This is a genomic window from Nocardioides conyzicola, assembly GCF_039543825.1.
Lineage (GTDB): Bacteria > Actinomycetota > Actinomycetes > Propionibacteriales > Nocardioidaceae > Nocardioides > Nocardioides conyzicola.
On record NZ_BAABKM010000002.1, the window covers coordinates 1,341,149 to 1,365,825 of the forward strand.

Annotated in this window: 22 protein-coding genes; 10 read left to right on the forward strand and 12 right to left on the reverse strand. The window is 72.5% G+C overall.

What is annotated here, in order from left to right:
- Positions 1–23: 23 nt before the first annotated feature.
- Entirely contained in the window at positions 24–767 is a 744-nt protein-coding gene (locus ABEA34_RS09600) for a class I SAM-dependent methyltransferase (protein WP_345521029.1), read from the forward strand.
- A 9-nt stretch (positions 768–776) separates the two neighbouring features.
- Here the strand turns inward: ABEA34_RS09600 and ABEA34_RS09605 are convergent, their stop codons facing one another.
- Entirely contained in the window at positions 777–2,120 is a 1,344-nt protein-coding gene (locus ABEA34_RS09605) for a glycosyltransferase family protein (protein WP_345521030.1), read from the reverse strand.
- A 135-nt stretch (positions 2,121–2,255) separates the two neighbouring features.
- Between ABEA34_RS09605 and ABEA34_RS09610 the strand changes: the two genes are divergently transcribed.
- The 4 genes from ABEA34_RS09610 to ABEA34_RS09625 are packed head-to-tail and all read left to right on the forward strand — an operon-like array spanning position 2,256 to position 5,581.
- A complete protein-coding gene (locus ABEA34_RS09610; RefSeq protein ID WP_345521031.1) occupies positions 2,256–3,008 on the forward strand; it encodes a LytR/AlgR family response regulator transcription factor in 753 nt (250 codons plus the stop codon).
- Complete coding sequence (locus tag ABEA34_RS09615) at positions 3,005–3,397, forward strand: DUF485 domain-containing protein (RefSeq protein WP_345521032.1); 393 nt, start codon at positions 3,005–3,007, stop codon at positions 3,395–3,397. The genes ABEA34_RS09610 and ABEA34_RS09615 overlap by 4 nt, the downstream gene beginning before the upstream one ends.
- Entirely contained in the window at positions 3,394–4,896 is a 1,503-nt protein-coding gene (locus tag ABEA34_RS09620; protein ID WP_345521033.1) for a sodium/solute symporter, read from the forward strand. The genes ABEA34_RS09615 and ABEA34_RS09620 overlap by 4 nt, the downstream gene beginning before the upstream one ends.
- A 34-nt stretch (positions 4,897–4,930) precedes the next feature.
- The gene (locus ABEA34_RS09625) at positions 4,931–5,581 is read left to right on the forward strand and encodes a histidine phosphatase family protein (RefSeq protein ID WP_345521034.1); all 651 of its coding nucleotides are present in this window, start codon (positions 4,931–4,933) and stop codon (positions 5,579–5,581) included.
- A 98-nt stretch (positions 5,582–5,679) separates the two neighbouring features.
- On the opposite strand, the gene ABEA34_RS09630 is transcribed toward ABEA34_RS09625, so the two are convergent.
- Genes ABEA34_RS09630 through ABEA34_RS09660 form a run of 7 tightly spaced genes read right to left on the reverse strand, consistent with a single transcriptional unit; the run spans position 5,680 to position 15,187 of the window.
- On the reverse strand, positions 5,680–6,312 hold the full coding sequence (locus ABEA34_RS09630) for a sirohydrochlorin chelatase (RefSeq protein ID WP_345521035.1): 633 nt from the start codon (positions 6,310–6,312) through the stop codon (positions 5,680–5,682).
- Positions 6,309–7,427: a uroporphyrinogen-III synthase gene (locus ABEA34_RS09635; protein ID WP_345521036.1), complete on the reverse strand. Its 1,119-nt coding sequence runs from the start codon at positions 7,425–7,427 to the stop codon at positions 6,309–6,311. The genes ABEA34_RS09630 and ABEA34_RS09635 overlap by 4 nt, the downstream gene beginning before the upstream one ends.
- A complete protein-coding gene (gene nirD, locus ABEA34_RS09640; RefSeq protein WP_345521037.1) occupies positions 7,427–7,762 on the reverse strand; it encodes a nitrite reductase small subunit NirD in 336 nt (111 codons plus the stop codon). The genes ABEA34_RS09635 and nirD overlap by 1 nt, the downstream gene beginning before the upstream one ends.
- Positions 7,759–10,275: a nitrite reductase large subunit NirB gene (gene nirB, locus ABEA34_RS09645; protein WP_345521038.1), complete on the reverse strand. Its 2,517-nt coding sequence runs from the start codon at positions 10,273–10,275 to the stop codon at positions 7,759–7,761. The genes nirD and nirB overlap by 4 nt, the downstream gene beginning before the upstream one ends.
- On the reverse strand, positions 10,272–11,639 hold the full coding sequence (locus ABEA34_RS09650) for an FAD-dependent oxidoreductase (protein WP_345521039.1): 1,368 nt from the start codon (positions 11,637–11,639) through the stop codon (positions 10,272–10,274). The genes nirB and ABEA34_RS09650 overlap by 4 nt, the downstream gene beginning before the upstream one ends.
- Positions 11,636–13,681 (reverse strand): molybdopterin oxidoreductase family protein, encoded by a 2,046-nt coding sequence (locus tag ABEA34_RS09655; protein WP_345521040.1) that lies wholly within the window; start codon positions 13,679–13,681, stop codon positions 11,636–11,638. Before ABEA34_RS09655 ends, ABEA34_RS09650 begins: the two co-directional genes overlap by 4 nt.
- Positions 13,682–13,693: 12 nt before the next feature.
- On the reverse strand, positions 13,694–15,187 hold the full coding sequence (locus ABEA34_RS09660) for an MFS transporter (RefSeq protein ID WP_345521041.1): 1,494 nt from the start codon (positions 15,185–15,187) through the stop codon (positions 13,694–13,696).
- A 262-nt stretch (positions 15,188–15,449) separates the two neighbouring features.
- Here ABEA34_RS09660 and ABEA34_RS09665 point away from each other — a divergent pair, with 262 nt between their 5' ends.
- The 5 genes from ABEA34_RS09665 to ABEA34_RS09685 all read left to right on the forward strand — a co-directional run bounded on the left by ABEA34_RS09665 (position 15,450) and on the right by ABEA34_RS09685 (position 21,343).
- Positions 15,450–15,812, forward strand: a complete 363-nt coding sequence (locus ABEA34_RS09665; protein ID WP_345521042.1) for a DUF485 domain-containing protein — start codon at positions 15,450–15,452, stop codon at positions 15,810–15,812.
- Between the two features lies 1 nt (position 15,813).
- Positions 15,814–17,448, forward strand: coding sequence for a solute symporter family protein (locus ABEA34_RS09670; protein WP_345521043.1), 1,635 nt, complete (start codon positions 15,814–15,816; stop codon positions 17,446–17,448).
- An 81-nt stretch (positions 17,449–17,529) separates the two neighbouring features.
- Positions 17,530–19,497 (forward strand): acetate--CoA ligase, encoded by a 1,968-nt coding sequence (gene acs, locus ABEA34_RS09675; RefSeq protein WP_345521044.1) that lies wholly within the window; start codon positions 17,530–17,532, stop codon positions 19,495–19,497.
- Positions 19,498–19,585: 88 nt separating this feature from the next.
- Positions 19,586–20,899, forward strand: a complete 1,314-nt coding sequence (gene nhaA, locus ABEA34_RS09680; RefSeq protein ID WP_345521045.1) for a Na+/H+ antiporter NhaA — start codon at positions 19,586–19,588, stop codon at positions 20,897–20,899.
- A gap of 21 nt (positions 20,900–20,920) precedes the next feature.
- Positions 20,921–21,343, forward strand: coding sequence for a phage holin family protein (locus ABEA34_RS09685; protein WP_345521046.1), 423 nt, complete (start codon positions 20,921–20,923; stop codon positions 21,341–21,343).
- An 11-nt stretch (positions 21,344–21,354) separates the two neighbouring features.
- Here ABEA34_RS09685 and ABEA34_RS09690 read toward each other — a convergent pair whose 3' ends face one another.
- From ABEA34_RS09690 to nth, 4 genes are read right to left on the reverse strand one after another with little or no spacing between them, the layout of a single operon-like run.
- Positions 21,355–22,530 (reverse strand): MarP family serine protease, encoded by a 1,176-nt coding sequence (locus ABEA34_RS09690; protein ID WP_345521047.1) that lies wholly within the window; start codon positions 22,528–22,530, stop codon positions 21,355–21,357.
- Positions 22,527–23,243, reverse strand: a complete 717-nt coding sequence (locus tag ABEA34_RS09695; protein ID WP_345521048.1) for an NUDIX hydrolase — start codon at positions 23,241–23,243, stop codon at positions 22,527–22,529. Before ABEA34_RS09695 ends, ABEA34_RS09690 begins: the two co-directional genes overlap by 4 nt.
- On the reverse strand, positions 23,240–23,857 hold the full coding sequence (locus ABEA34_RS09700; protein ID WP_345521049.1) for a TlpA family protein disulfide reductase: 618 nt from the start codon (positions 23,855–23,857) through the stop codon (positions 23,240–23,242). The genes ABEA34_RS09695 and ABEA34_RS09700 overlap by 4 nt, the downstream gene beginning before the upstream one ends.
- A complete protein-coding gene (gene nth / locus ABEA34_RS09705; protein ID WP_345521050.1) occupies positions 23,854–24,564 on the reverse strand; it encodes an endonuclease III in 711 nt (236 codons plus the stop codon). The genes ABEA34_RS09700 and nth overlap by 4 nt, the downstream gene beginning before the upstream one ends.
- Positions 24,565–24,677: the final 113 nt, after the last annotated feature.

Below are 24,677 nucleotides of genomic sequence, written 5' to 3' on the forward strand. Positions count from 1 at the left end.
CGGCTTCCCCCTACGATCGTCGGATGTACTACCTCGATTTCCTCCGTCAGCTCCACCAGCGTCTCGAGCCGCGTCGCTACCTCGAGATCGGCGTCCGCCTCGGTCACAGCATGGGGGTCTCCCGCTGTCAGTCCGTCGGCATCGACCCCGCGTTCGCGATCGACAGCGAGCTGCACGCGGAGGTCCACATCTTCCGCACGACCAGCGACGAGTACTTCTCGCGCCCCGACCCGCTCGCACCCGTGGGCGGTGAGCCGTTCGACTTCGCCTTCATCGACGGCATGCACCTCTTCGAGTTCGCGCTGCGCGACTTCATCTACACCGAGCGCCACTCGAGCCCGAGCACGCTGGCCCTCTTCGACGACATGCTGCCCCGCACGGCGGACGAGGCGGCCCGGGACCGGCACACCAAGGCATGGACGGGCGACATCTACCCGATCATCCCGGTGCTCGAGAAGTACCGCCCCGAGGTGCTGACGATCGCCGTGGGCACCCAGCCCACCGGCCTGCTGATGGTGCTCGGCCTCGACCCGACCAACACGGTCCTCAGCGACAACTACGACGCGATCATGGCCGAGTTCCGTCACCCCGACCCGCAGCCGGTGCCCCAGGTGATCCTGGACCGCACCTTCGTGCAGTCGCCGGAGCGCGTGCTCGCCACGCCGCTGCTCGACATCCTCGTCGAGGCGCGGACCAACCCCGCCGGCGTGACGACCCGGCTCCGGGACGCTGCCGCGCAGCACCTCGGCCCGGCGTACGCCGGCTGAGCCCTCGGGCTAGCTCGACCGGCCGGGTCGCAGCCGGCGGCCCACGCCGCGCGCGACCCGGCTGACGCCCGACGGGTGGTCGGCGGCCTTCGCCGCCGGCGCCTCGGCTCCGGCACGGCTACGGGCCTGGATCGTCATGCCGCCGACGTTGTCGATGACCAGCTCGGCGGGGACGGTGCGCCACGCACTGCCACCGACGCGGACGGCGAGGCGCCGCACCGCCGGCAGCCCGGACAGCCAGGAACGCAGGAGTACCTCGCCGTCGGTGCTCACGACCTCGGCGATGAACGGCAGCGAGCCGATGCGCAGGCCGGCCTTCACGCTCGCCCCGGTGGTGAAGTCGTCGACCGGCAGCGGCCACTCCAGCAGGGTCCCGCGAGCGGACTCGGTGATCCGGGCCGCGGCCGGCTGGAAGAGGCGGCTGGGCAGCCAGCGGCCGGCGCCGACGTCGATGACCAGCTGACCGCGGCGCTTCGCCACGACGACCAGGCTGGCGGTCCCGGGCGTCACCTCGAGCAGCGCCGAGCGCGGCGCCGAGCGCGGCAGGGCGCCCACGGTGTGGTCCCCGGCGAGCTGCAGATCGACCAGCCAGCCACCGGTCGGGAGGGGTCTGCCGAGTGCCGCGGTGCGCAGGTCGATGCGGACCAGGGTGCCCGACTCGTCGGCGGCCGGCACCGGCCACTGGTGGCCGCCGGTCAGCGAGCCGACCAGCGCGCGCACGATCCCGCCCTCTGCTGAGCGCAGCTCGAGCACGCCGTCTCGCCACTCGACGTCGACGACCCGGTGCTCCGTCGCGTCGGTGTGCCCGGTCCGGCCCGCGGCGAGGAGCACGACGCTGCTGGCGACGACCGCTACCTGGCTCGCCGCGTCCACGGCGGCGCGGCGTACGTCGGCCACACCGGCACCCGCGGGCAGGTCACCGGTGACCAGCACCGGCAGCCCCGACACGTCGACGTCGGCGAGCTCCGCGCCGGGAGCGACGTGGTCGGCGGCGAAGAGGTCCCAGGCCGTCGTCGTGGCGACCGCCTTGCCGACCACGACGCCGGCGCCGGTGTCGCGGGCGGCCGCGAGCAGCAGCTCGAGCGCGTCGGCGGCGAGCCGCTCGGACTCGCGGAGCGGCAGCGTCGCGGTCGCCTGGGTCGCACCCTGCGGAGCGGTGTCGGCCACGACGACGTTGGGCCGGTGGCCGGCGAGCCGGTCCAGCAGGTCGCGGGACCCGGCGTCCAGACCGTCGGCGACGGCGACGACCCGGTAGGCGTCAGCAGGGAGCGTCTGGACGTCCAAGGTGGCGAGGAGCCCCCTGAACTCCTTGACATCCTGAACCGTCACGAGCACGTCGACCGCAGTATCCATGCGGGGCATCCTTCCAGAGCGTGCCCGCGGCGTCCGGCAGGTGGGGCGGCGAAACGACGCGGACATTGCCTCGACCCGTTCCACAGGCGAGGATCCGATGGTGCTCCCGCCGACAATCGCCCGCCGAGGACCGTGGTGACGCCTCGTCCGCCGCTCCGGGTGCTGGTCGTCGACGACGAGCGGCCGGCGCTCGACGAGCTCGCCTACCTGCTCGCCGCCGAGCCGCGGGTCACCGAGGTCGTCACCAGCTCGTCCGCCACCGACGCCCTGCGGATCCTGCAGGAGGGCGCGATCGACGCGGTCTTCCTCGACATCCAGATGCCGGGCCTCACGGGGCTGGAGCTGGCCCAGGTGCTCAGCCGCTTCCGCCTGCCGCCCCCGGTCGTCTTCGTGACGGCGCACGAGCAGCACGCGGTCGAGGCGTTCGACCTGCGCGCCGTCGACTACGTCCTCAAGCCGGTGGGCGCGGACCGGCTGGCGGAGGCGGTACGCCGCGTCGTGAGCGCGGTCAGCGGCCCCGCCGAGTCCGAGCCGGCCCGCGACGACGCGCAGGTGGCCGTGGAGCGGGGCGGCGTGACCCGGTTCATCAACCGGTGCGACATCACCCACGTCGAGGCCCAGGGCGACTACGCGCGGCTGCACACGGCCACCGAGTCGCACCTGCTCCGGAGCCCGCTGACGACCCTCGAGGAGGAGTGGGCCGCGGCCGGGTTCGTCCGGATCCACCGCTCGCTGCTGGTCTCCCTCCCCCACGTGGCCGAGGTGCGGATGGACGGCGGCCGCTGCGCGGTCGTGGTCGGTTCCCCGGGCGTCGAGCTCGGCGTCAGTCGGCGGCACACCCGCGAGCTGCGCGAGCTCCTGCTGGCCTCGCGGACCGTCGGGCCGTGACCGGTCCGACCCAGCAGCCGGGCGGCCCGCCGCCCGAGCGGGTCAGGGTCACCGGCCCACCGCGCCGGCGCCCGCCGGTGGGGCGCACCTCCGACATCGACGCCGGCACCCGGCTGGGCGACGTCTACATGCGCTCGCTGCTGCGCGAGCAGCTGCGGCTCGCCCTCGGCGTCCTGGGCGTGATGGCGGTGACGATCGGCCTGCTGCCCCTCGCCTTCCACCTGGCGCCGGGCCTCTCCGACGTACGGCTGCTCGGCGTGCCGCTCGGGTGGCTGCTGCTCGGCGTGGCGGTCTACCCCGCGCTCGTGGCGCTCGGCTGGGTCTACGTACGCCGGGCCGAGCGCAACGAGCGCGACTTCGCCGACCTGGTCTCGGAGACGGAGTCGTGACGCTCGACGCCGCGCCCGGCATCGTCGCGATCACCTTCGTCACGGTCGCGACCCTGATGATCGGCACCTGGGGGCTGCGGTTCTCGCGCACGACCAGCGACTTCTTCGTCGCGTCCCGGACGGTGCACCCGCGGCTCAACGCGAGCGCGATCGGCGGCGAGTACCTCTCGGCCGCGTCCTTCCTCGGCGTCGCCGGGCTGGTGCTGCTCAACGGCGCCGACATGCTCTGGTACCCGGTCGGCTGGACCGCCGGCTACCTCGTCCTGCTGGTCCTGGTCGCGGCGCCGCTGCGGCGCTCCGGCGCCTACACGCTGCCGGACTTCGCCGAGGCGCGGCTCGGCTCGCGCGGGGTCCGGGCCGCCTGCTCGGTGCTGGTCGTCGCGGTCGGCTGGCTCTACCTGCTGCCGCAGTTCCAGGGCGCCGGGCTGACGCTGCGGTCCGCGGTCGGCGCCCCGACCTGGGTCGGGCCGGTGATCGTCGGGGCCGTCGTGCTGGCCAACGTCACGTCGGGCGGGATGCGCAGCATCACCTTCGTGCAGGCCTTCCAGTACTGGCTCAAGCTCACCGCGCTGCTCGTCCCGGCCGCGGTGCTGCTGGTGGTGTGGGCGGGTGACTCGTCCCCGCGGCCGTCCGGGGCCGGCGCCTGGTCGGTGCCGCTGGCCTCGGGCGGAGGGTCCGGCCTGTACGTCACCTACTCGCTGATCATCGCGACGTTCCTGGGCACCATGGGGCTGCCGCACGTGGTCGTGCGCTTCTACACCAACCCCGACGGACGGGCGGCCCGGCGTACGACGCTCGTGGTGCTGGCCCTGCTCGGCCTCTTCTACCTGCTGCCGCCCGTGTACGGCGCGCTCGGGCGGATCTACGCGCCCGAGCTCGCGGTGGCCGGGCGGTCGGACGCGCTGGTGCTCGAGCTGCCGCGGATCATGGTCGACGGGCTGCTCGGGGAGGTGCTGACCGGCATGGTGACGGCCGGCGCGTTCGCAGCCTTCCTGTCCACGTCGTCGGGGCTCTCGATCGCCGTCGCGGGGGTGCTCAGCCAGGACGTCACCGCGCGCGTACGCCGGCTCGGCGGCGTGACCGCTTTCCGGCTGTCCGCGGTCGTGGCCGTGACCGTGCCGTGCGTGGTCGCGCTGCTCGTGCCCAACCTCGGCGTCGCCCGCGCGGTCGGGCTCGCCTTCGCGATGGCGGCCGCGACGTTCTGCCCGCTGCTGCTGCTCGGCATCTGGTGGCGCGGCCTCACGTCGTACGGCGCGATCGCGGGGCTGGCCGTCGGCGGCGTCAGCTCGTCGATCGCCATCGCCTGGACGGTCGGCGTCTCGACCCCGTCGGGCTGGGTGGACGCGCTGATGGGTCAGCCGGCCGCGTGGACGGTGCCGCTCGCGCTCGCCACGATGGTCGTCGTCTCGCTGGCCACCCGGTCGCGGGTGCCCGAGCACGCCGACCGGTTCCTGGTGCGGCTGCACACGCCGGAGACGCTGGAGCTGGACCGGGGCTGAGCCGTCGAGACGCGGGCTCCGTAGGCTCACCGACGTGCGCCTCATCCTCATCCGCCACGGCGAGACCCCGTCCAACGTGGCGGGCGCCCTCGACACGGCCGTGCCCGGCGCGCCCCTGACGCCCCTCGGCCACCGGCAGGCGTCCGCGATCCCACCCGTGCTGACCACCGAGCGGATCAGCGCGATCCACGCCTCGCCCCTGGTCCGCACCCAGCTCACGGCGGCCCCGCTGGCCACGGCGCGCGGGCTCGAGGTAGTCGTCAGCGAGGGGCTCGAGGAGATCGCCGCCGGGGAGCTCGAGATGAAGACCGACGACGCCTCGGTCGCGGCGTACTCCGACACCGTCGCCGCCTGGATCGCCGGAGACCTGGGCGCGACGATACCGGGCGGTGCGGACGGACACGCCTTCTTCGAGCGGTACGCCGGCGCCGTCGGCGCCATCACGGCCGAGCACGCCGACGACGCCACCGTGGTCGCGTTCAGCCACGGCGCCGCGATCCGCACCTTCGCCGCCCGCCACGGCGGCCCGGCCGACGCCCGGCTGCTCAACACCGGCGCGGTGGTGCTCGAGGGCTCGCCGTACCGCGGCTGGGTCGTCACCCGCTGGTCCCGCGACCCCCTCGGCGGCGCGCACCTCGCCGACCCGGCCGCCCACGACGTCACCGGGGACCCGGACCCGGTCTGAGGGCGGCCGGTCGCGGCTGTAACGCCGTGTTACCGGCACTACCCCACCCGCTGCAACACCCCGGGTACAGCCAGTAACACGGCGTTACATGCGCCGGGTCAGGCCGACCGCACTCCCGCCAGCCCCACCACGGCCCGCTCGACGACCAGGTCGACCACGGCGGAGTGCGCACCGATCACGTCCGCGACCACGGCCGCGGCGGACGACTCGGCCCGGCAGCGGTCGGCGAAGTGCCCCGGAGCGAGCAGGTACGGCGAGACGGCGTCGTCCGGCGTCACCACGTCCGCGGGCCGGAGACCGACGCCGGAGAGCGTCGCGAGCCGGACCGGGCCACCCCACTGCTCGGAGAGGTACGCCGCTGCGAGCATCTGGTCGCGGGTGGCGAGCGGGTCGGTGGAGCCCGCGGCGACCATCACGACCGGCGCTCCCGGAGAGGCGCCCGCGGCGACGAGCCGCGCGACCTGAGCCGCCGCCAGCAGCGGGTCCGGTCCCAGGGCCCGCCCGGCGTCGAGGTCGTGCCGGACGTGGTGCCCGGTCGACAGCAACAGGGGCACGACCACCGACGGCTCACCGGACGCCATCACCGAGGAGTACGACGGGGCGCAGAGCTCGACGTACGACGCCACCCACGGCATGCCCAGCCGGGTGCCGGCCGCGCCCGTGACCGAGCGCGCCACCGCGTTGCCGGCGACGTGGCGGGTGCCGTGGGCGACGGTCACCAGCCGGATCACGGCGCCACCGCCAGCCGGTAGCCGCGCTTCACCACGGTCTGCACGGCCCGCGTGCCGAGCGCGGCGCGCAGCCGCGCCACCGCCATCTCGACCGCGTGCTCCGAGCCGGCCGTGCCCGACGGCAGCATCGCCAGCAGCGCCGCCCGGGCGACCACGTTGCCCGGGTTGGCCACCAGCGCGTGCAGCACCGCGGCGGGGGCGGGCGAGAGCCGGACCTCGTGCCCGTCGAGGAGCACGCCGTCGCCGTGCAGCAGCAGCTGGTGGCCGCCGACCAGCTCGAGGGTCAGCCCGAGGCGGCGCGACGGCAGCTCCAGCTCGAGCTGCTTGACCATCGCGGTCAGGCGGGAGCGGTCGGGATACATCGTCGGCACGCCCCACATCTCGAACGCGGCGGCGGTCACCGGTCCCACGCAGGACGCGACCACGTCCGCCTGGAAGGCGCCGATCAGCTCGTCGCGGCGCCCGGTCGGGCCGGCGGCGTCCATCAGCGCGGCCACCGCCGGCGCGGACGTGAACGTCACGGCGTCGAGGGCGCGGTCGGCCACCAGGTCGATCAGCTTGAACATCGGCTCGAGGTCGGCCGCCGCCTCCACCCGGTAGACCGTCACGGTCGTGACGTCGGCGCCCTGGCGCCGCAGCGCGTGCGCGACCATCGACAGCGACTGGCCGTGCTCCTGCACCACGATCCGCAGGCCGTCGAGGCGTCGCCCGCGCAGGTGCTCGAGCACGTCCTCGAAGCACTCCGACTCCGGAGCCCAGAGCTCCCGCAGACCCCGGCGGCGCAGGGCGCCGACGCTCTTCGGCCCGCGGGCGAGGATCTCGGCGGAGCCCAGCGCCGTCAGCAGGTCGGGCAGCAGCCCCCACCGCTCCGCCGCCGCGAACCACGACTTCATGCCGATGCCGGTCGTCGCCAGGAACATGTCGACCGGCCGGCCCAGCACCTCCTCCGTCGAGGCCCGCAGCTGCTCGTCGTCGATCTGGTTGGGGTCCAGCGACAGGGCCGGCGCCCACTCGACCGCGGCGCCGCGTCGCTCGAGCAGACCGATCTGCTCGTCGACCTTCCGGGCAGCGGTGACGCCGACACGAAAGCCGCTCAACGGAAGGGGTTCTGACATCAGCTCTCCTGCGGGGGACCGACGAGCACGAGCCCGTCGTCGACCCGTACGTCGTACGTCGTGACCCGGACCTCCGCGTCGTCGAGGCACTGCCCGGTCCGCAGGTCGAAGGCCTGCTTGTGCATCGGTGAGGCGACGAACGGGACCTCGCCGCGCGTGCCGACGATCCCCCGAGCCAGCACCGATGCCTGGGAACAAGGGTCGTAGTTGGACATCGCGTAGACGTTGCCGTCGTGTGTCCGGAAGATTGCGACCGCGGCGCCCTCGACGAGCGCGGCGACGCCGCCCTCCACCTCGATCTGGTCGAGCCGGCACACCGGGACCCAGCCGGTCACTGCGGCGCACCGACCGGGATCGTCGCGCCGAGCGACACCGGGCCCGCCGAGTCGGCCGGCGCGATCTGGTCCCGCTCGGCCCGGAAGGTGATGTGGGGGTCCGGGGTGTCGGGTGCGTTCACGAACGACACGAAGCGCGCCAGCTTCTCCGGGTCGTCGAGCGTCGCCTGCCACTCGTCGAAGTAGGTGTCGACGTGCCGCTCCATCGCCGCCTCCAGCTCTGACCCGAGCCCGAGCGCGTCGTCGACCACGACCTCCCGCACCCGGTCGAGCCCGCCGTCCAGCGAGTCGATCCACGGCGCCGTCCGCTGCAGCCGGTCGGCGGTGCGGATGTAGTACATGAGGTAGCGGTCGAGGTAGCGGAGCAGCGTCCCCCGGTCGAGGTCGCCCGCCAGCAGCTGGGCGTGGGCGGGGGTGGCGCCGCCGTTGCCTCCGACGTAGAGGTTCCAGCCGTTCTCGGTCGCGATGACTCCGAAGTCCTTGCCGCGCGCCTCCGCGCACTCGCGCGCACAGCCGCTGACCCCGCCCTTGAGCTTGTGCGGCGACCGCAGGCCCCGGTAGCGCTGCTCGAGGTCGATCGCGAGCTGGGTCGAGTCCTGGACGCCGTACCGGCACCACGTCGAGCCGACGCACGACTTCACCGTGCGCAGCGACTTGCCGTAGGCGTGCCCCGACTCGAACCCGGCGTCGACGAGTCGCCGCCAGATCGCCGGCAGCTGCTCCATCCGGGCGCCGAAGAGGTCGATCCGCTGGCCGCCCGTGATCTTCGTGTAGAGGTCGAAGTCGCGGGCGACCTCGCCGATCACGATCAGCTTGTCGGGCGTGATCTCGCCGCCGGGGATGCGCGGCACGACGGAGTAGGTGCCGTTGCGCTGGATGTTGGCGAGGTAGGCGTCGTTGGTGTCCTGGAGGGTCCGGTTGCCCCCGTCGAGGACGTGCCCGTTGAGCTGGCTGGCCAGGATCGACGCGATCGCGGGCTTGCAGATGTCGCAGCCGCGGCCGGTCCCGTGCGCCTCGACGATCTGGTCGAAGCTGCGGTGCCCGTGCACGGCCACCACGTCGAAGAGCTCCTGCCGGGTCAGCGGGAAGTGCTCGCAGATGCTGCGGTCGACGACCTTCCCCTGGCTGGCGTAGTAGTCCTCGATGATCTTCTTGGTCTGCACCTTGCAGGAGCCGCAGGTCGTGCCCGCCCGCGTCGTCCCGCCCTCGGCGGCCGCCGCGACGATGTCGGCCTTGCTCACGTCGTTGCACGAGCAGACCTGCGCCTCGTCGGGCAGCTCGATCTCGGGGACGCCGCGACCGGCGGGCAGGATCAGGTCCTCCGGGTTGTCGGGCAGCTCGATGCCCGAGGCGACCATCGGCCGGAGGACGCCGTACGCCGACGCGTCGCCGACCAGCACCCCACCGAGCAGCTGCCGGCCGTCGGCGCTGACGACGAGCTTCTTGTAGATCCCGGCGACCGCGTCGGAGAAGACGAGCTCGAGCGCGCCCTCCGTCGCCGCGTGGGCGTCACCGAAGGAGGCGACGTCGACACCCATCAGCTTGAGCTTGGTGGACATGTCGGCGCCGGTGAAGCTGCCCGGGCCGCCGAGCAGCGCGTCCACGACGACCTCGGCCATGGCGTAGCCGGGAGCGACCAGGCCGTACATCCGGCCGCTCGGTGCGGCGCACTCGCCGATCGCCCAGACGTGCTCGGCCGAGGTGTGGCAGCGCTCGTCGACGAGCACCCCGCCGCGCTCAGCGAGGTCGAGGCCGGCGTCGCAGGCGAGCCGGTCGCGGGGGCGGATGCCGGCGGAGAAGACCACGATCCCGGCGTCGATCGGGTCCGTGCCTCGCAGCGCCAGCCCGGTGACCCGGTCGTCGCCCAGCACCCGCTCGGTGGCGGCGCCGGTGTGCACGGTCAGCCCCAGCTGCTCGATGTGCCGGGTCAGGGTCGCACCACCGGCGTCGTCGACCTGCACCGCCATCAGCCGCGGCGCCATCTCGACGACGTGCGTCTCGAGGCCGAGCTGGGCCAGGGCGTTGGCCGCCTCGAGCCCGAGGAGACCGCCGCCGATGACCGCGCCGACGGTGGCGGTCGCCGCGGCCTCGCGGATCGCCTCCAGGTCCTCGATGGTGCGATAGACGAAGCAGCCCGGCAGGTCGTGACCGGGGATCGGCGGCACGAACGGCGCCGCGCCGGTGGCGAGCACGAGCTCGTCGTACCCGATCACGTCGCCGCCCGAGAGCAGCACGGTCCGGGTCTCGGGGTCGAAGCCCTCGACCTCGGTGCCGGTCAGCAGCCGCACGCGCGGGTCGTCGTACGCCCCGGTCGGCAGGAAGGACAGCTCGTCGGCGCCGACCTGGAAGAAGGAGGTGAGCGCGACCCGGTCGTACGCCGCGCGCGGCTCGTCGCCGACGACCACGAGATCGTGGGTCTCGGTGAGGCCGCGCTCGATCGCGGCCTGGACGAACCGGTGGCCGACCATGCCGTGGCCGGCGACGACGAGGGTCCTGCGGTGGTGCGGGCTCATGTGGTGGTTCCCTCCAGGGTGCGGGTGGCGAGGAGCTGACGGACCGCGGGGGCGCAGCCGCCGCAGCCGGTGGTGGCACGAGTGGTCGTCCTCGCGTCCTCGAAGGACGCGCAGGCGCGGATGCGGCCGGCACTGACGCCGGCGCAGGCGCAGACCTCGGCCTCGTCGGGGAGCACCATCGGGGTCGCGACGCGCTCCCCCATCAGCAGGTCGCCCGGCTCGCGCGGGCCGAGGACGGTGCCGCGGTCGTAGTGCTGGGTGATCAGGCCGATCCGCGACAGGTCGCCGACGAGGGTGGCGGCGACGATGACGCCGTCGCGGACGACGAGCTTGCGGTGGCTCCCGACGACCGGGTTGGACACCTCGACGACCTGGCCCTCGGCCCTCTCGGGGTCGCCGAGGACGGCGACGTCGAGGTCGGTGGCCCGCAACCGGGCGACGGTGCGGGCGCCGTCGTACGAGACGTCCTCGCCGGCGAGGTGGCGGGCGAGGAGCCCCGCCTGCTCCCAGGCCGGCGGCACGAACCCGGTGACCTGGGAGCCGTGCTGGGCGCAGTCGCCGATGGCGTGGATGCGGTCGTCGCTGGTGCGCAGGTGGTGGTCGACCACGATGCCGCGGCGTACGTCGAGGCCGGCGCGGCGGGCCAGCGCGGTCGAGGGCCGGCCGCCGGCGGTCAGCACGACCAGGTCGGTCTCGAGGGTGTACCCGTTGTCGAGGGTGAGGCCGGCGTCGTCGAGGCGAACGGCGCGCGCGCCGGTGTAAACGGTCGTCCCGAGGCGCTCGAGGTCGCGGGCGAGGATCGCGCCGGCGCGGCCGCCGACCTGGCTGCGCAGCAGGTGCTCGCCGCCCTCGACGACCTCGGTCGCGAGGCCGCGGATGCTGAGAGCGCGAGCGACCTGGAGGCCGAGCAGTCCGCCGCCGACGACCACGGCGTTGCGCGCGTGGGCCGCGGCCGTGTCGAGCCGGCGGCAGTCCTCGAGCGTGCGGAAGGCGTGGACCCTCTCGTGGAGGCGGCCGTCCATCCGGACCAGTCCGCGGATCGGCGGCAGGGTCGGGATGCTGCCGGTGGCCAGGACCAGCCGGTCGTAGGCCACCCGGCCGCGGTCGGCCAGCTCGACCTCGCGGTCCTCGCGGTGGATCTCCACGACCCGGGTGCCGAGGCGCAGGTCGAGGTGCGCGGGCATCCGCATCGCGATCGCGTCGGCGCTGTGCGTGCCCTCGAGCACCGCGGAGAGCAGGATCCGGTTGTACGGCGGGTGCGGCTCGTCGCCGAGCAGCGTCACGTCGAGCCCGGCGAGTCCCTCGGCGAGCCGGGTCGCGGCCATGCCGGCTCCGACGATGACGATGCGCTCGGCGCCGGTCACGCGGTCACCGCGCAGGCGCAGACCTTGAACTCCGGCATCCGGCTGACCGGGTCGAGCGCGTCGTTGGTGAGCCGGTTGGCTCCGACCCAGTGGAACGGCACGAAGACCGTGTCCGGCCGGATCGTGTCGACCACGCGCGCCGGCGCCTTCAGCTCGCCGCGCCGCGTGGTGACGACGACCGGCTCGCCGTCGTGCGCCCCGATCCGGTCCGCCAGCATCGGGTGCAGCTCGACGAACGGCCCGTCGTCGGGCAGCTCGCGGACGCGGCGGGTCTGCGCGCCGGACTGGTACTGCGCGAGCACCCGGCCCGTCGTCAGGTGGAGGGGGTACGCCGCGTCGACCGGCTCGGCCGGGCCACGGTGCTCGACCGCGACGAACCGCGCGCGCCCGTCCTCGTGCGCGAAGGAGGAGGCGAAGAGCCGCGGCGTACCCGGGTGGTCGTCGGTCGGGCACGGCCAGAAGACACCGTTCTCCTCCCGGATGCGGTCGTAGGTGATGCCGGCATAGTCGGCGCGCCCACCCGACGAGGCGCGCCCGAGCTCGGCGAAGACCGCCTCGGGGTCGGTCTCGAAGACGACCGGCGCTCCGACGCGGGACGCGATGCCGGCGATCACGTCCAGGTCCGACCGCACACCCTCCGGTGGCGCCACGGCCCGCTGGCGCAGGATCACCCGGCCCTCGAGGTTGGTCATCGTGCCGGTCTCCTCGGCCCACTGCGTCACCGGCAGCACGACATCCGCCAGGGCCGCGGTCTCGCTCATCACGATGTCGGCGACGACGAGCAGGTCGAGGTCGGCCAGCCGCGAGGCGACGTGCGTGGCGTTGGGCGCCGACACCACGATGTTGCTGCCGAAGACCAGCAGCGCCTTCGGGCCGCCGTCGGTGCCGAGCGCGCCGAGCAGCTCGTACGCCGAGCGCCCCTTGCCCGGCAGGGTCGCGGCGGGGACTCCCCACACCCGCGCCACGTGCTCACGCGCTGCCGGGTCGTCGATCATCCGGTAGCCCGGCAGCTGGTCGGCCTTCTGCCCGTGCTCGCGGCCGCCCTGGCCGTTGCCCTGCCCGGTCAGGCAGCCGTAGCCCGCGAACGGTCGACCCGGCATCCCGAGCGCCAGCGCGACGTCGATCCAGGCCAGCACCGTGTCCGTGCCCTGCGCGTGCTGCTCGGCGCCGCGCGCGGTCAGCACCATCGCCCGGTCGGCTCCGGCGAGCAGCGTGGCGAGCGCCCGCAACGACGACGCCGGCACCCCCGTCACCCGCTCGACCCGCTCGGGCCACCACGCGGCGACCGCGCGCCGTACGTCGTCCCAGCCGGTCGTGCGCGCGGCGACGTAGGGCTCGTCGACGGCCCCCATCGCGTCGAGCAGGTGCAGGACCCCGAGCGCGAGCGGCAGGTCGGTGCCCGGCACCGGCTGCAGGAACGTGTCGGCGCGGTCGGCGGTCGGCGTGCGTCGCGGGTCGATGACGACCACGTGCCCGCCGTTGGCGCGCAGCCGATCGAGGTGGCGCGCGGCCGGCGGCATCGTCTCGGCCAGGTTGGACCCGACCAGGACGAGCACGTCCGTCTGCTCGACGTCGGCGAGGGGGAAGGGCAGGCCGCGGTCGATCCCGAACGCCCGGTTGGCGGCCGACGCCGCCGACGACATGCACCAGCGGCCGTTGTAGTCGATCTGGCTGGTGCCGAGGGCGACGCGCGCGAGCTTGCCGAGCTGGTAGGCCTTCTCGTTCGTCAGCCCGCCGCCCCCGAAGACGCCGACCGCGTCCGCGCCGTACGACGTCCGCAGCTCGCGCAGCCGGCCGGCGACCAGGTCGAGCGCCTCGTCCCAGCCGGTGGCCCGGACCTCACCGGTCTCGCGGTCGCGCACGAGCGGTGTCGTCAGCCGCTCGCGATGACCGCGCAGCCCGGTGGCCGTCCAGCCCTTGCGGCACAGCGCCCCCTCGTTGACGGGGAACTCCGGCCACGCCTGGACCTCGAGCGTGCGACCCGCCCGCTCGAGCGTCATGCCGCACTGCAGGGAGCAGTAGGGACAGTGGGTCTGGGTCATCTCGGGTTCGACTCAGACCCCGGCGACGGCAAGGCGGGTGACCTTGGTCGACGTACGCAGGTAGACGGCGTACGTGACCGCGGCGCACAGCAGGTAGTAGGCGGTGAAGACCACGAACGCGCCCTTGGTCGCCGACAGCGGGTCGTAGACCCAGGGCGAGCTGAAGGCGATCGGGATCAGGAAGCCGCCCATGGCGCCGATCGCTCCGATGACACCGAGCGCGGCGCTGGCCTGCTTGGTCGCCGCCGTGATGGCGGCCGTCCGCTCGGGCGTCCCGGCCGTCGTCGCGGTCTCGGCCTCGCGCCGCCAGATCGCCGGGATCATCTTGTACGTCGAGCCGTTGCCGATGCCGGTGGAGGCGAAGATCAGCAGGAAGAAACCGAGGAACCAAGGGAAGAGCGACTGGTTGTCGCTGGCGACCGCCGGGTCGGCGGTCGGGTTCGGGGTCAGCTGCATCAGCGTCACCAGCACCGCCAGCGTGAAGACCACCATGCCGGTGAAGGCCCCGAGGGTGACCCGGGCGCCGCCGTACTTGTCGGCGAGCCAGCCGCCGAGCGGCCGGGTGACCGAGCCGATGCCGGCGCCGAGGAACGCGAAGTAGGCGAAGTAGATGCCGGTGCCGAGCGGCGCGGGCTCGGGCACCCAGAAGTTCAGCTTGATCAGCAGCGGCATCGCGGCCGAGTAGCCGATGAACGAGCCGAAGGTGCCGATGTAGAGGAGCGCCATGATCCAGGTGTGCGGCTTGCGCACCACCTGCAGCTGCTCACGCGGCTTGGACGTGGCGCCGGTGAGGTTGTCCATCCAGAGGTACGCCGCGATCGTGGCGAGGACGGCCAGCCCGGCGTACACGAACCCGGCGGTCTGCAGGTGGAGACCGCCCTCGCTGGCCTTGACCAGCCCGAAGATCCCGGCACCGCCGATGATCACCGGCAGCAACAGCTGGATGACCGCGACCCCGGCGTTGCCGCCTGCGGCGTTGAGCCCCAGCGCGGTGCCCTTCTTCGACGCCGGGTAGTAGAAGTTGATGTTCGCCATCGAGCTGGCGAAGTTGCCGCCGCCGAAGCCGGCGGTCGCGGCGATCAGGCAGAAGACCCAGTACGGCGTGCCCTGGTCCTGGACCGCGACCGCGAAGAGGAGCGTCGGGACCAGCAGCAGGGCGGCGCTGATCATCGTCCAGTTGCGGCCGCCGAACCGCGGCACCGCGAACGTGTACGGCAGCCGCAGCAGCGACCCCACCAGGTTGGGCAGCGCGACCAGGACGAAGAGCTGCTGCGGGGTGAACGAGAAGCCCATCTGCAGCAGGAACGCCGAGCTGACGCTCCAGATCAGCCAGACCGAGAAGCCGAGGTGCTCGGCGAAGATCGACCAGATCAGGTTGCGCCGGGCGACCTGCCGGCCGCCGTTCTCCCAGAACTCGGGATCCTCCGGGCGCCAGTCGTCGATCCAGTGGCCGGCTCGTCGGGTCGGTGCCGCGGCCGCCGTCGCGGGGGTGTCGGTGAGGGTCATGCGAGCCACGCTCGGCCGCCGACGTTTCGCCCGCCTCAGGACGCCGTACCGGAAACGTCAACTTGTCCTCACGACCTCACGCCCCGCACGACCTCACAGCCCCGGGTGGTCTCGAGCCGGGCGACCGCTCGTCGCGCGAGACGGACCACTCGTCGTTTCGACCGCGCCACTGGTCGCGGATCTCGCTCGCACCCCTGCCCGACTCCCGAGCGGATCGGCAGGGTGACGGCCATCACATCCGGCCAGCGGAAGGCGCGACACCGTGACCGATCTCAACCCCACGCCGCACGAGCGCGCGGCCCGCCACGACCCGATCTACGACACGCTCCACCAGGAGCCGGACTTCGTCGAGCTCCGCCGGGCCTACCGGGCCTTCGTCTTCCCGGCGACGATCGCGTTCCTGTCCTGGTACCTGCTCTACGTCGTGATGAGCAACTGGGCCCATGACTTCATGAGCCACCAGCTCTGGGGCAACATCAACGTCGCCCTGGTCTTCGGGCTCCTGCAGTTCGTCACGACGTTCGTGCTCGCCTGGATCTACAGCCGCTACTCCACCAGCAGGCTCGACCCGCTGGCCCGTCGCCTCGACGAGCAGTACATCGCCGAGCTCGAGGGGAGGAGCTGACATGGACGGCGACCAGGTCCTCACCACGTCCCTCTTCCTGCTGGTCGTGGCGATCACGGTCGGCATCACCTTCTGGGCCAGCCGGCAGACGTCCGGCGCGGCCGACTTCTACGCGGGCGGACGCGGCTTCTCCGGCGTCCAGAACGGTCTCGCGATCGGCGGCGACTACATGTCGGCGGCGTCGTTCCTCGGCATCTCCGGCGCCATCGCGCTGAGCGGGTACGACGGCTTCCTCTACTCGATCGGCTTCCTCGTCGCCTGGCTGGTGGCGCTGCTGCTCGTCGCCGAGATGCTGCGCAACGCCGGTCGCTACACGATGGCCGACCAGCTGGCGTTCCGGATGCGCCAGCGCCCCGTCCGTACGGCGGCCGCCACGTCGACCGTCGTGGTGTCGATCTTCTACCTGCTGGCCCAGATGGTCGGCGCCGGTGCTCTCGTCGCGCTGCTGCTCGACGTCAGCAGCGACACGGCGAAGAACATCACGATCTTCGCGGTCGGCGCCCTGATGATCTTCTACGTCACCGTCGGCGGCATGAAGGGCACCACCTGGGTGCAGATCGTGAAGGCCGTGCTGCTGATGGCGGGCTCCGCGCTGATCGTCGTGCTGGTGCTCGCCAAGTTCGACTTCAACCTCTCCGACCTGCTCGGCACCGCGGCCTCCAACAGCGGCAAGGGCCAGGCGTTCCTCGAGCCCGGGCTCAAGTACGGCGTGAGCGACACCAGCAAGATCGACTTCCTCTCGCTCGGCATCGCGCTGGTCCTCGGTACGGCGGGCCTGCCGCACATCCTGATCCGCTTCTACACCGTGCCGACGTCACGCGACGCCCGGAAGTCGGTGCTGTGGGCGATCGGCCTCATCGGCGTCTTCTACCTCTTCACCCTGGTGCTCGGCTTCGGTGCCGCGGCCCTGCTCAACAAGGGGGACTACGCCAAGGTCGCGGCCTCGGGCGGCAACCTCGCCTCGCCACTCCTCGCCCAAGCCGTCGGTGGCGGCGACGGCTCGACCGGAGGCGCCGTCCTGCTGGCGCTGATCTCCGCGGTCGCGTTCGCCACGATCCTCGCGGTCGTGGCCGGACTGACCCTGACCTCGTCGGTCAGCGTCGCCCACGACATCTACAACGGCGTCATCCGGCGGGGCCAGGCCTCGGAGAAGGACGAGCTGAGGGTCACCCGTTGGTCGGCGCTCGCCATCGGCCTGGTGGCGATCCTCCTCGCGATCCCGGCGCAGCGGCTCAACGTCGCGTTCCTGGTCGCGCTGGCCTTCGCAGTGGCGGCGTCGGCCAACCTGCCGGCGATCCTCTACAACATGTTCTGGAAGGGGTTCAACACCCGCGGCGCCCTCTGGAGCATCTACGGCGGCCTGATCTCCTCGGTCGGGCTCGTCATCTTCTCGCCGATCATGTCCGGCAAGGGCGTCGACCCGGTCAGTGGCAAGAACCTGTCGCTGCTGCCGACCAGCATCGACATCTCGTGGTTCCCGCTGGAGAACCCGGGCATCGTCTCGATCCCGCTCGCCTTCTTCCTGGGCTGGCTCGGGTCGGTGACCTCGAAGGAGCCGGACGCCGAGGAGCGCTACACCGAGCTCGAGGTCCGCGCGCTCAGCGGCGCCGGGTCGGAGAAGGCCGTCCAGCACTAGCCGAAGACCACCCCTAGCCGACCGGTACCCGCCACGTCCTACTGTGGCGGGTACCACTAGTTCTGATCCTAGGAGCGAGACGTGAGCGAAGAAACCCTGTCGAACCTGCTCAAGGAGGACCGGCGGTTCGAGCCGCCGGCGGACATCGCGGAGCACGCCAACCTGAAGGAGGAGGCGTACGAGCGGGCCGCCTCCGACCGCGAGGCGTTCTGGGCCGAGCAGGCCGAGCGGCTCGACTGGGCCCAGAAGTGGGACCGCGTCCTCGACTGGGACAACGCCCCCTTCGCGCAGTGGTTCGTCGGCGGCAGGCTCAACGCGTCGTACAACTGCGTCGACCGCCACGTCGAGGCGGGCCGCGGCGACAAGGTGGCCCTGCACTGGGTCGGCGAGCCGCTCGACGACACCCGCGACATCACCTACGCCCAGCTCAAGGACGAGGTCTCGAAGGCCGCCAACGCCCTGATCGAGCTCGGGGTCCAGACCGGCGACCGGGTCGCGATCTACCTGCCGATGATCCCCGAGGCCGTCGTCGCGATGCTGGCCTGCGCGCGGATCGGGGCCCCGCACACGGTGGTCTTCGGCGGCTTCTCCGCCGACGCGCTGGCCTCGCGGCTCGACGACTGCCAGGCCAAGGTCGTGATCACCTCCGACGGCGGCTACCGGCGCGGCGCCCCGTCGGCGCTGAAGCCTGCGGTCGACGAGGCCCGCACCAAGACCGACGTCGTGGAGAAGGTGCTCGTCGTCCGCCGTACCGGCCAGGACGTCGACTGGGACGACGACGTGGACGTGTGGTGGCACGACGCGGTCGACAGCGCGTCGCCCGAGCACACCCCCGAGGCGTTCGACGCCGAGCACCCGCTCTACGTCATGTACACCTCCGGCACGACCGGCAAGCCGAAGGGCATCCTGCACACGACCGGCGGCTACCTGGTCGGTACGTCGTACACGCACTGGGCGGTCTTCGATCTCAAGGCCGAGACCGACGTCTACTGGTGCTCGGCCGACATCGGCTGGGTGACCGGCCACTCCTACATGGTCTACGGGCCGCTCGCCAACGGCGCGACGCAGGTGATGTACGAGGGCACGCCGGACGCGCCCGAGCGCGGCCGCTGGTGGCAGATCATCGAGGACTACAAGGTCACGATCTTCTACACGGCGCCGACCGCGATCCGGTCGTTCATGAAGCAGGGGCGCGAGATCCCGGACCGCTTCGACATGTCGTCGCTGCGGATCCTCGGCTCCGTGGGTGAGCCGATCAACCCGGAGGCCTACGTCTGGTACCGCCACGTCATCGGCGGCGACCGCACGCCGGTCGTGGACACCTGGTGGCAGACCGAGACTGGCATGATCATGATCAGCCCGCTGCCCGGGGTCACCCACGGCAAGCCCGGCTCGGCGATGATCCCGATCCCCGGGGTCGCAGCCGACGTGGTCACCGAGGAGGGCACGTCCGTGCCCAACGGGTCCGGCGGCTACCTCGTGCTCACCGAGCCCTGGCCCTCGATGCTGCGCACGATCTGGGGCGACGACCAGCGCTACAAGGACACCTACTGGTCCCGCTACGCCGACCAGGGCTGGTACTTCGCCGGCGACGGCGCCAAGAAGGACTCCGACGGCGACCTCTGGGTGCTGGGCCGGGTCGACGACGTGATGAACGTGTCCGGTCACCGGCTCTCCACCACCGAGATCGAGTCGGCGCTGGTCTCGCACCCGAAGGTCGCCGAGGCCGCGGTCGTCGGCGCCAAGGACGAGGACACCGGCCAGGCGGTCTGCGCGTTCGTGATCCTGCGCGAAGAGGCCGGCGACGGCGGCGCGGACATCGTCGAGGAGCTGCGCAACCACGTCCGCAAGGAGATCGGCGCGATCGCGAAGCCGCGCCAGATCATGATCGTCGCCGAGCTCCCCAAGACCCGCTCCGGCAAGATCATGCGCCGCCTGCTGCGTGACGTGGCCGAGCACCGCGAGGTCGGCGACGTCACCACCCTCGCCGACTCCACCGTCATGGACCTGATCAAGCAGCAGGAGGACGCCGGCTCCGGCGACGAGTAGCCGACTCGGCGTCCGTGCATCTGTAGGGTGGGCGCAGGTGCGCCGGGAAGTCTGGTCGGCATGACGTCGCCGACCCCTGAGGACCCCCGTGACCAGCCCCACCCCCGCCGGACCGCAGCGGTCCCGGCTGTTCGCGCGAGGGTCGTTCCTCGAGAGCTCGCGTACGGCGGGGATCCTGCGCGCCGAGACCACCGGCGGGATCCTGCTGCTGGTCGCCGCGGCGGTCGCGCTGGTGTGGGCCAACAGCCCGGTCCGTGACTCCTACTTCACGCTGCGCGACACGGTCATCGGGCCGCACGCGTTGCACCTCGACCTGTCGCTCGGCGGCTGGGCGTCCGACGGGCTGCTGGCGGTCTTCTTCTTCGTCGCCGGTCTCGAGCTGAAGCGGGAGTTCGTCGCCGGCGACCTGCGCGACCCACGGCGCGCAGCGCTCCCGGTCGTGGCCGCCGTCGGCGGGATGACGACCCCCGCGCTCATCTACGTGCTGTGGAACCTCGGCACCGGCGGCGAGCTCGTCGGGTGGGCGATCCCGACCGCCACGGACATCGCCTTCGCGGTCGCGATCCTCGCGGTCATCAGCACGCACCTGCCGACCGGGCTGCGGACCTTCCTGCTCACCCTCGCCGTGGTCGACGACCTGCTCGCCATCACGATCATCGCGATCTTCTACACCGACCACCTGAGCCCGGCGTACCTCGCGCTCGGGCTGGTGCCGATCGCGGCCTTCGGCGTGCTCGCCCAACGGCGCATCTACCGCGCTTGGCTGCTGCTGCCGCTCGCGCTCCTGGCGTGGGGCCTGGTCCATGCGTCCGGCGTGCACGCCACCGTCGCCGGCGTGCTGCTGGCCTTCACGGTGCCGGTGCGCCGCGCCGACGGCTCGGCCGGCCGCGGCCTCGCCGAGCACCTCGAGCACCTGGTCCGCCCGATCTCCGCCGGGTTCGCCGTGCCGGTCTTCGCCTTCTTCGCCGCCGGCGTGTACGTCGGGGGCGGGTCCGGCCTGGCCGACGCGCTCACCGACCGGATCGCGCTGGGCATCGTCTGCGGCCTGGTCGTCGGCAAGACGGTCGGCATCGCGGGCTCGACCTGGCTGCTCGCGCGGTTCACGCGCGCCACGCTCGACGACGAGCTCAGCTGGGTCGACGTGATCGGGATGTCGATGCTGGCCGGTGTCGGCTTCACCGTCTCGCTGCTGATCGGCGAGCTCGCCTTCGGCACCGGCACCACCGCCGACGACCACGCCAAGGTCGGCGTGCTGGTCGGCTCGCTGGTCGCGACGGCCCTGGCGTCCGTCGTGCTGCGCAGCCGCAACCGGGTCTACCGACAGCTGTGCGAGCTGGAGGAGCGTGACGCCGACGGAGACGGGGTACCCGACGTCTACCAACACGACGACAACACGAACTGAGGGTTCTGTAGGGTGACGCGCATGGCGAACAACCAGCCCCCGACCCCTTCCCCGACCGAGGGCGATCCCACCATCGGCCGGCTGGTCCACGACGCCACCCGAGACATCTCGACCCTGGTCCAGAAGGAGATCCAGCTCGCCAAGTCCGAGCTGAAGGTCAGCGTCAAGGCCGGCGGCATCGGCATCGGCATGTTCGCGGCGGCGGGCTTCCTGCTCGTCCTGGCCGTGATCATGCTGTCGGTCTCGATCGCCTACTTCATCAACTGGAACGGTGACGGCCTCGCGCTGCACTGGGCGTTCCTGATCGTCTTCGGCTTCTACGCCCTGGTCGCCGGGCTGCTCGTCTACCTCGGCATCCGCAGCGTGAAGAAGGTGCGCGCGCCGGAGAAGGCGATCGAGCAGGGTCGCGAGATCCCCAAGGCGCTGAAGGGTCAGCACAGCTGACCTGCGGCTGACTATCCGGCGCAGTTGCCGGTGCTGACCGAGTCCGAGCTGCTGAGCCCCGCCGCCGCGGCCTGTGCCACCTGGTCGGCGGTGAGCGCGTAGCCCGTGTCATGGTCGTTGACCGACGCCGCGAAGACGACACCGACGACGTCGCCGGCCGACGAGACGATCGGGCCGCCGGAGTTGCCCGGGCGGATCAGTCCGCGCAGCGAGTAGACGTCGCGGATGACCGTGCCGTTGCCGTAGATGTCCGGCGAGCGGAGCCGCTGCTGGGAGCGGATGCGACCGGGCTGGACGTCGTACGGGCCGTCCTCGGGGTAGCCGAGGATGGCGACGCCGGTGCCGGCGTCCGCCGTACGGTCGAAGTTGAGGGTCGCGGTGTCGCCGCTGTCGAAGGCGAGCACGGCGACGTCGACGTTGGGGTTGTAGTAGACGACGTCGGCGGACAGCGTGGAGTCGCCGATCTTGACCTCGGGGTCGTCGACGCCGGCGACGACGTGGGCGTTGGTCATCAGGCGGTTGGGGGCGTAGACGAAGCCCGACCCCTCCACCCCGCGGCCGCAGGAGTTGCCGCCCCTGACCTTGACCACGCTGGCGGCGGCCCGGTCGACGTCGGGGTCGCGCAGCAGCCGCTTGGGGCCGGGGCCGACCTCGACGATCCGCTCCGGGGCGAAGGGCTCGAGGTAGCGCGGGAAGAAGCTGGTGCCGACCACGTTGTTGAACGCCTGGAGCGCGCCGTCGGCGGTGTCCGGGAGCGCCTCGTCGACGTGCGCGAGGACCGCCGACTCCCGCACCAGAGGCGTGATGCCGTTGATCCGCGAGCCCGAGATCGCGACGCCGAGCGCCCACGCGACGATCAGGACCGCCACCGCGCTGAGCAGCGCGCCGCCGACCGCGTCGACCGCGCGGACCGGCTGCCAGGTGATCTTGTCCCGCAGCCGCGAGCCCACGAACTGGAAGACCGCCTGCCCCAGCGAGGCCGAGAGGATCACGATGAAGAGAGCGCCGAGCGACACCCACATCGACGGGTTGGCATCACCGAGCGCCGTGGGTGCCAGCCAGACCCCGAAGAGCCCGCCGAGCAGCAGCCCGGTCGTGGCGAACGCGCCGGTGATGAAGCCCTGCCAGTAGCCCGACAACGCGTAGGCGAGGACGAGGACGACGAGCAGCCAGTCGAGCAGGTTCACCGAGCACCTCCGCGGCGCAGGTCGTCCTCGATGTCGAGCAGCGCGGCGGTGCGTCGCTCCTGACCGGTGAACATGTACGCCGGGAGGTCACGCACCCGCGACTCGTCCCACGGCACCGACCAGCCGAGGAAGTCGAGGAGCCGCGCGATGATGCCGCCGGTGAAGCCCCACAGGATGACCTCGTGGTCGGGACCGATCAGGAACCCCGGGCTGCGGTAGTCGCCCACCGGCATCCGGACGGTGATCCGGTGTGCCGGGTCGACCAGCTCGGCGATCGGCACGTGGTGGATCGCGTGCACCTCGGCCCGGCTCACGACGGAGACCTCGGCCGGCTCGCTCCACCAGCCCAGGACGGGCGTGACCGCGAAGTTGCTGGGCGGCAGCCAGAGCTCGGGCAGGCGGCCGAAGACCGCGACCGAGCTCGGGTCGACGCCGACTTCCTCCTCCGCCTCACGGAGGGCAGCCTCGACCACGTTCTCCCCCGCGTCCAGTGACCCGCCGGGGAAGGAGACCTGACCGGGGTGCGAGCGCATGTCGTGAGCGCGTTCGGTGAGCAGCAGCTCGGGACCGTGCGGGCCCTCCCCGAAGAGCATGAGGACCGCCCCACGGCGGGCGTCGCTGTCCGGGGGCGGCACGAAGCTGGTCAGGTCGGAGGCCTCGATCTCGCGAGCCGCCTGCTCGACCGGTCGCAGCCAGTCCGGGAGCTCCGTCACAGGTCGGTCCCCAGGTGTGCGTCGACCAGGTCGAGGAGCTCGTCGTACGACCCGACGCCGCCGAGCTGCTGGTAGGCCAGGTCGCCGTCGGCGTCGATGATCGCGAGGTAGGGGTAGCCCTGGATGCGGGGAAACGGCTTCTGCCCGCTCAGGTCGCCGCCCGGGTCGGCGAGCAGGGGGTAGGTCACCCCGACCTTCTTGGCGAACTCGAGCGCGGCCTGGGGCTGCATGTCGGCGGTGTCGATGCCGAGCACCGGGACGGCGTCGCCGTGCTTCTCGTAGAACTCCTGCAGGGCCGGCATCTCCTTGCGGCACGGAGCGCAGTAGGACTGCCAGAGGTTGACGATCATCGGACCCTTCAGCGTGGCCAGGTCGACGTCGGGGCCGCCGCCCAGGCACGGGAGGGTCACCTCCGGGAGCCCGCCGTCGGCGGTCCCTGGCTGGCAGTCCTCGATGCCGGCGGCCTGCTTGATCTGACGCAGCTGGGGCGTGTCGACCTCGACCTTGGCGTCGCCCGGCGCCTGCGAGTCGGAGCCGCACCCGGTGAGGAGCCCGCTCAGCAACCCACCCAGCAGCACGGCCGCGACGAGCGCGGCCGGGAGGCGGCGCGTCATGCTCTGCCCTCGGTCTTCACCAGCTTGGCCGCGACCTCGGGGTCGGTCGGCCCCTCGCCGTACGACGGGCACCACTTCGCGACCGTGCACGCACCGCAGGCGGGCTTCTGCGAGTGGCAGACCCGGCGGCCGTGCCAGATCAGGTGGTGGCTGAGCAGGGTCCAGTCGCGCTTCTCGAAGAGGGCGCCGACGGCGTGCTCGACCTTGACCGGGTCGGTCTCCTCGGTCCAGCCGAAGCGGCGCGCGAGGCGCCCGAAGTGCGTGTCCACGGTGATCCCGGGGATCCCGAACGCGTTGCCGAGCACGACGTTGGCGGTCTTGCGGCCGACGCCGGGCAGCTTGACGAGGTCCTCGAGGCGGGCGGGCACCTGCCCGCCGTGGTCGGTGACCAGCGCCGCGCTGAGCTTGAGCAGGGACTCGGTCTTGGCCCGGAAGAACCCGAGCGGGCCGACGATCCCCTCGAGGGTGGCGCGGTCGGCGGCCGCCATCGCCTTGGGGTCGGGGTAGGCCGCGAACAGGGTCGGTCGGACCGCGTTGACCCGCTTGTCCGTGGTCTGCGCGGAGAGCACGGTGACCACCAGGAGCTGGAACGGGTCGTCGAAGTCGAGCTCGGTCTTCGCGTCCGGGTAGGTCTCCCCCAGGACCCGGTCGATCTTGCGCGCACGACGCACCAGCCCGGTGCGGGTCTCAGTGACGGGGGCAGGCACGGCGCAAGCGTACGGCGCGGCGCGGACACCACCGATTCGGCCGCCGATTCCCGGTCCGGACCAGCGCGCGCCCGACTTGCGGACACCGGTGCTGCCTGTGAGGTTTCCCACTG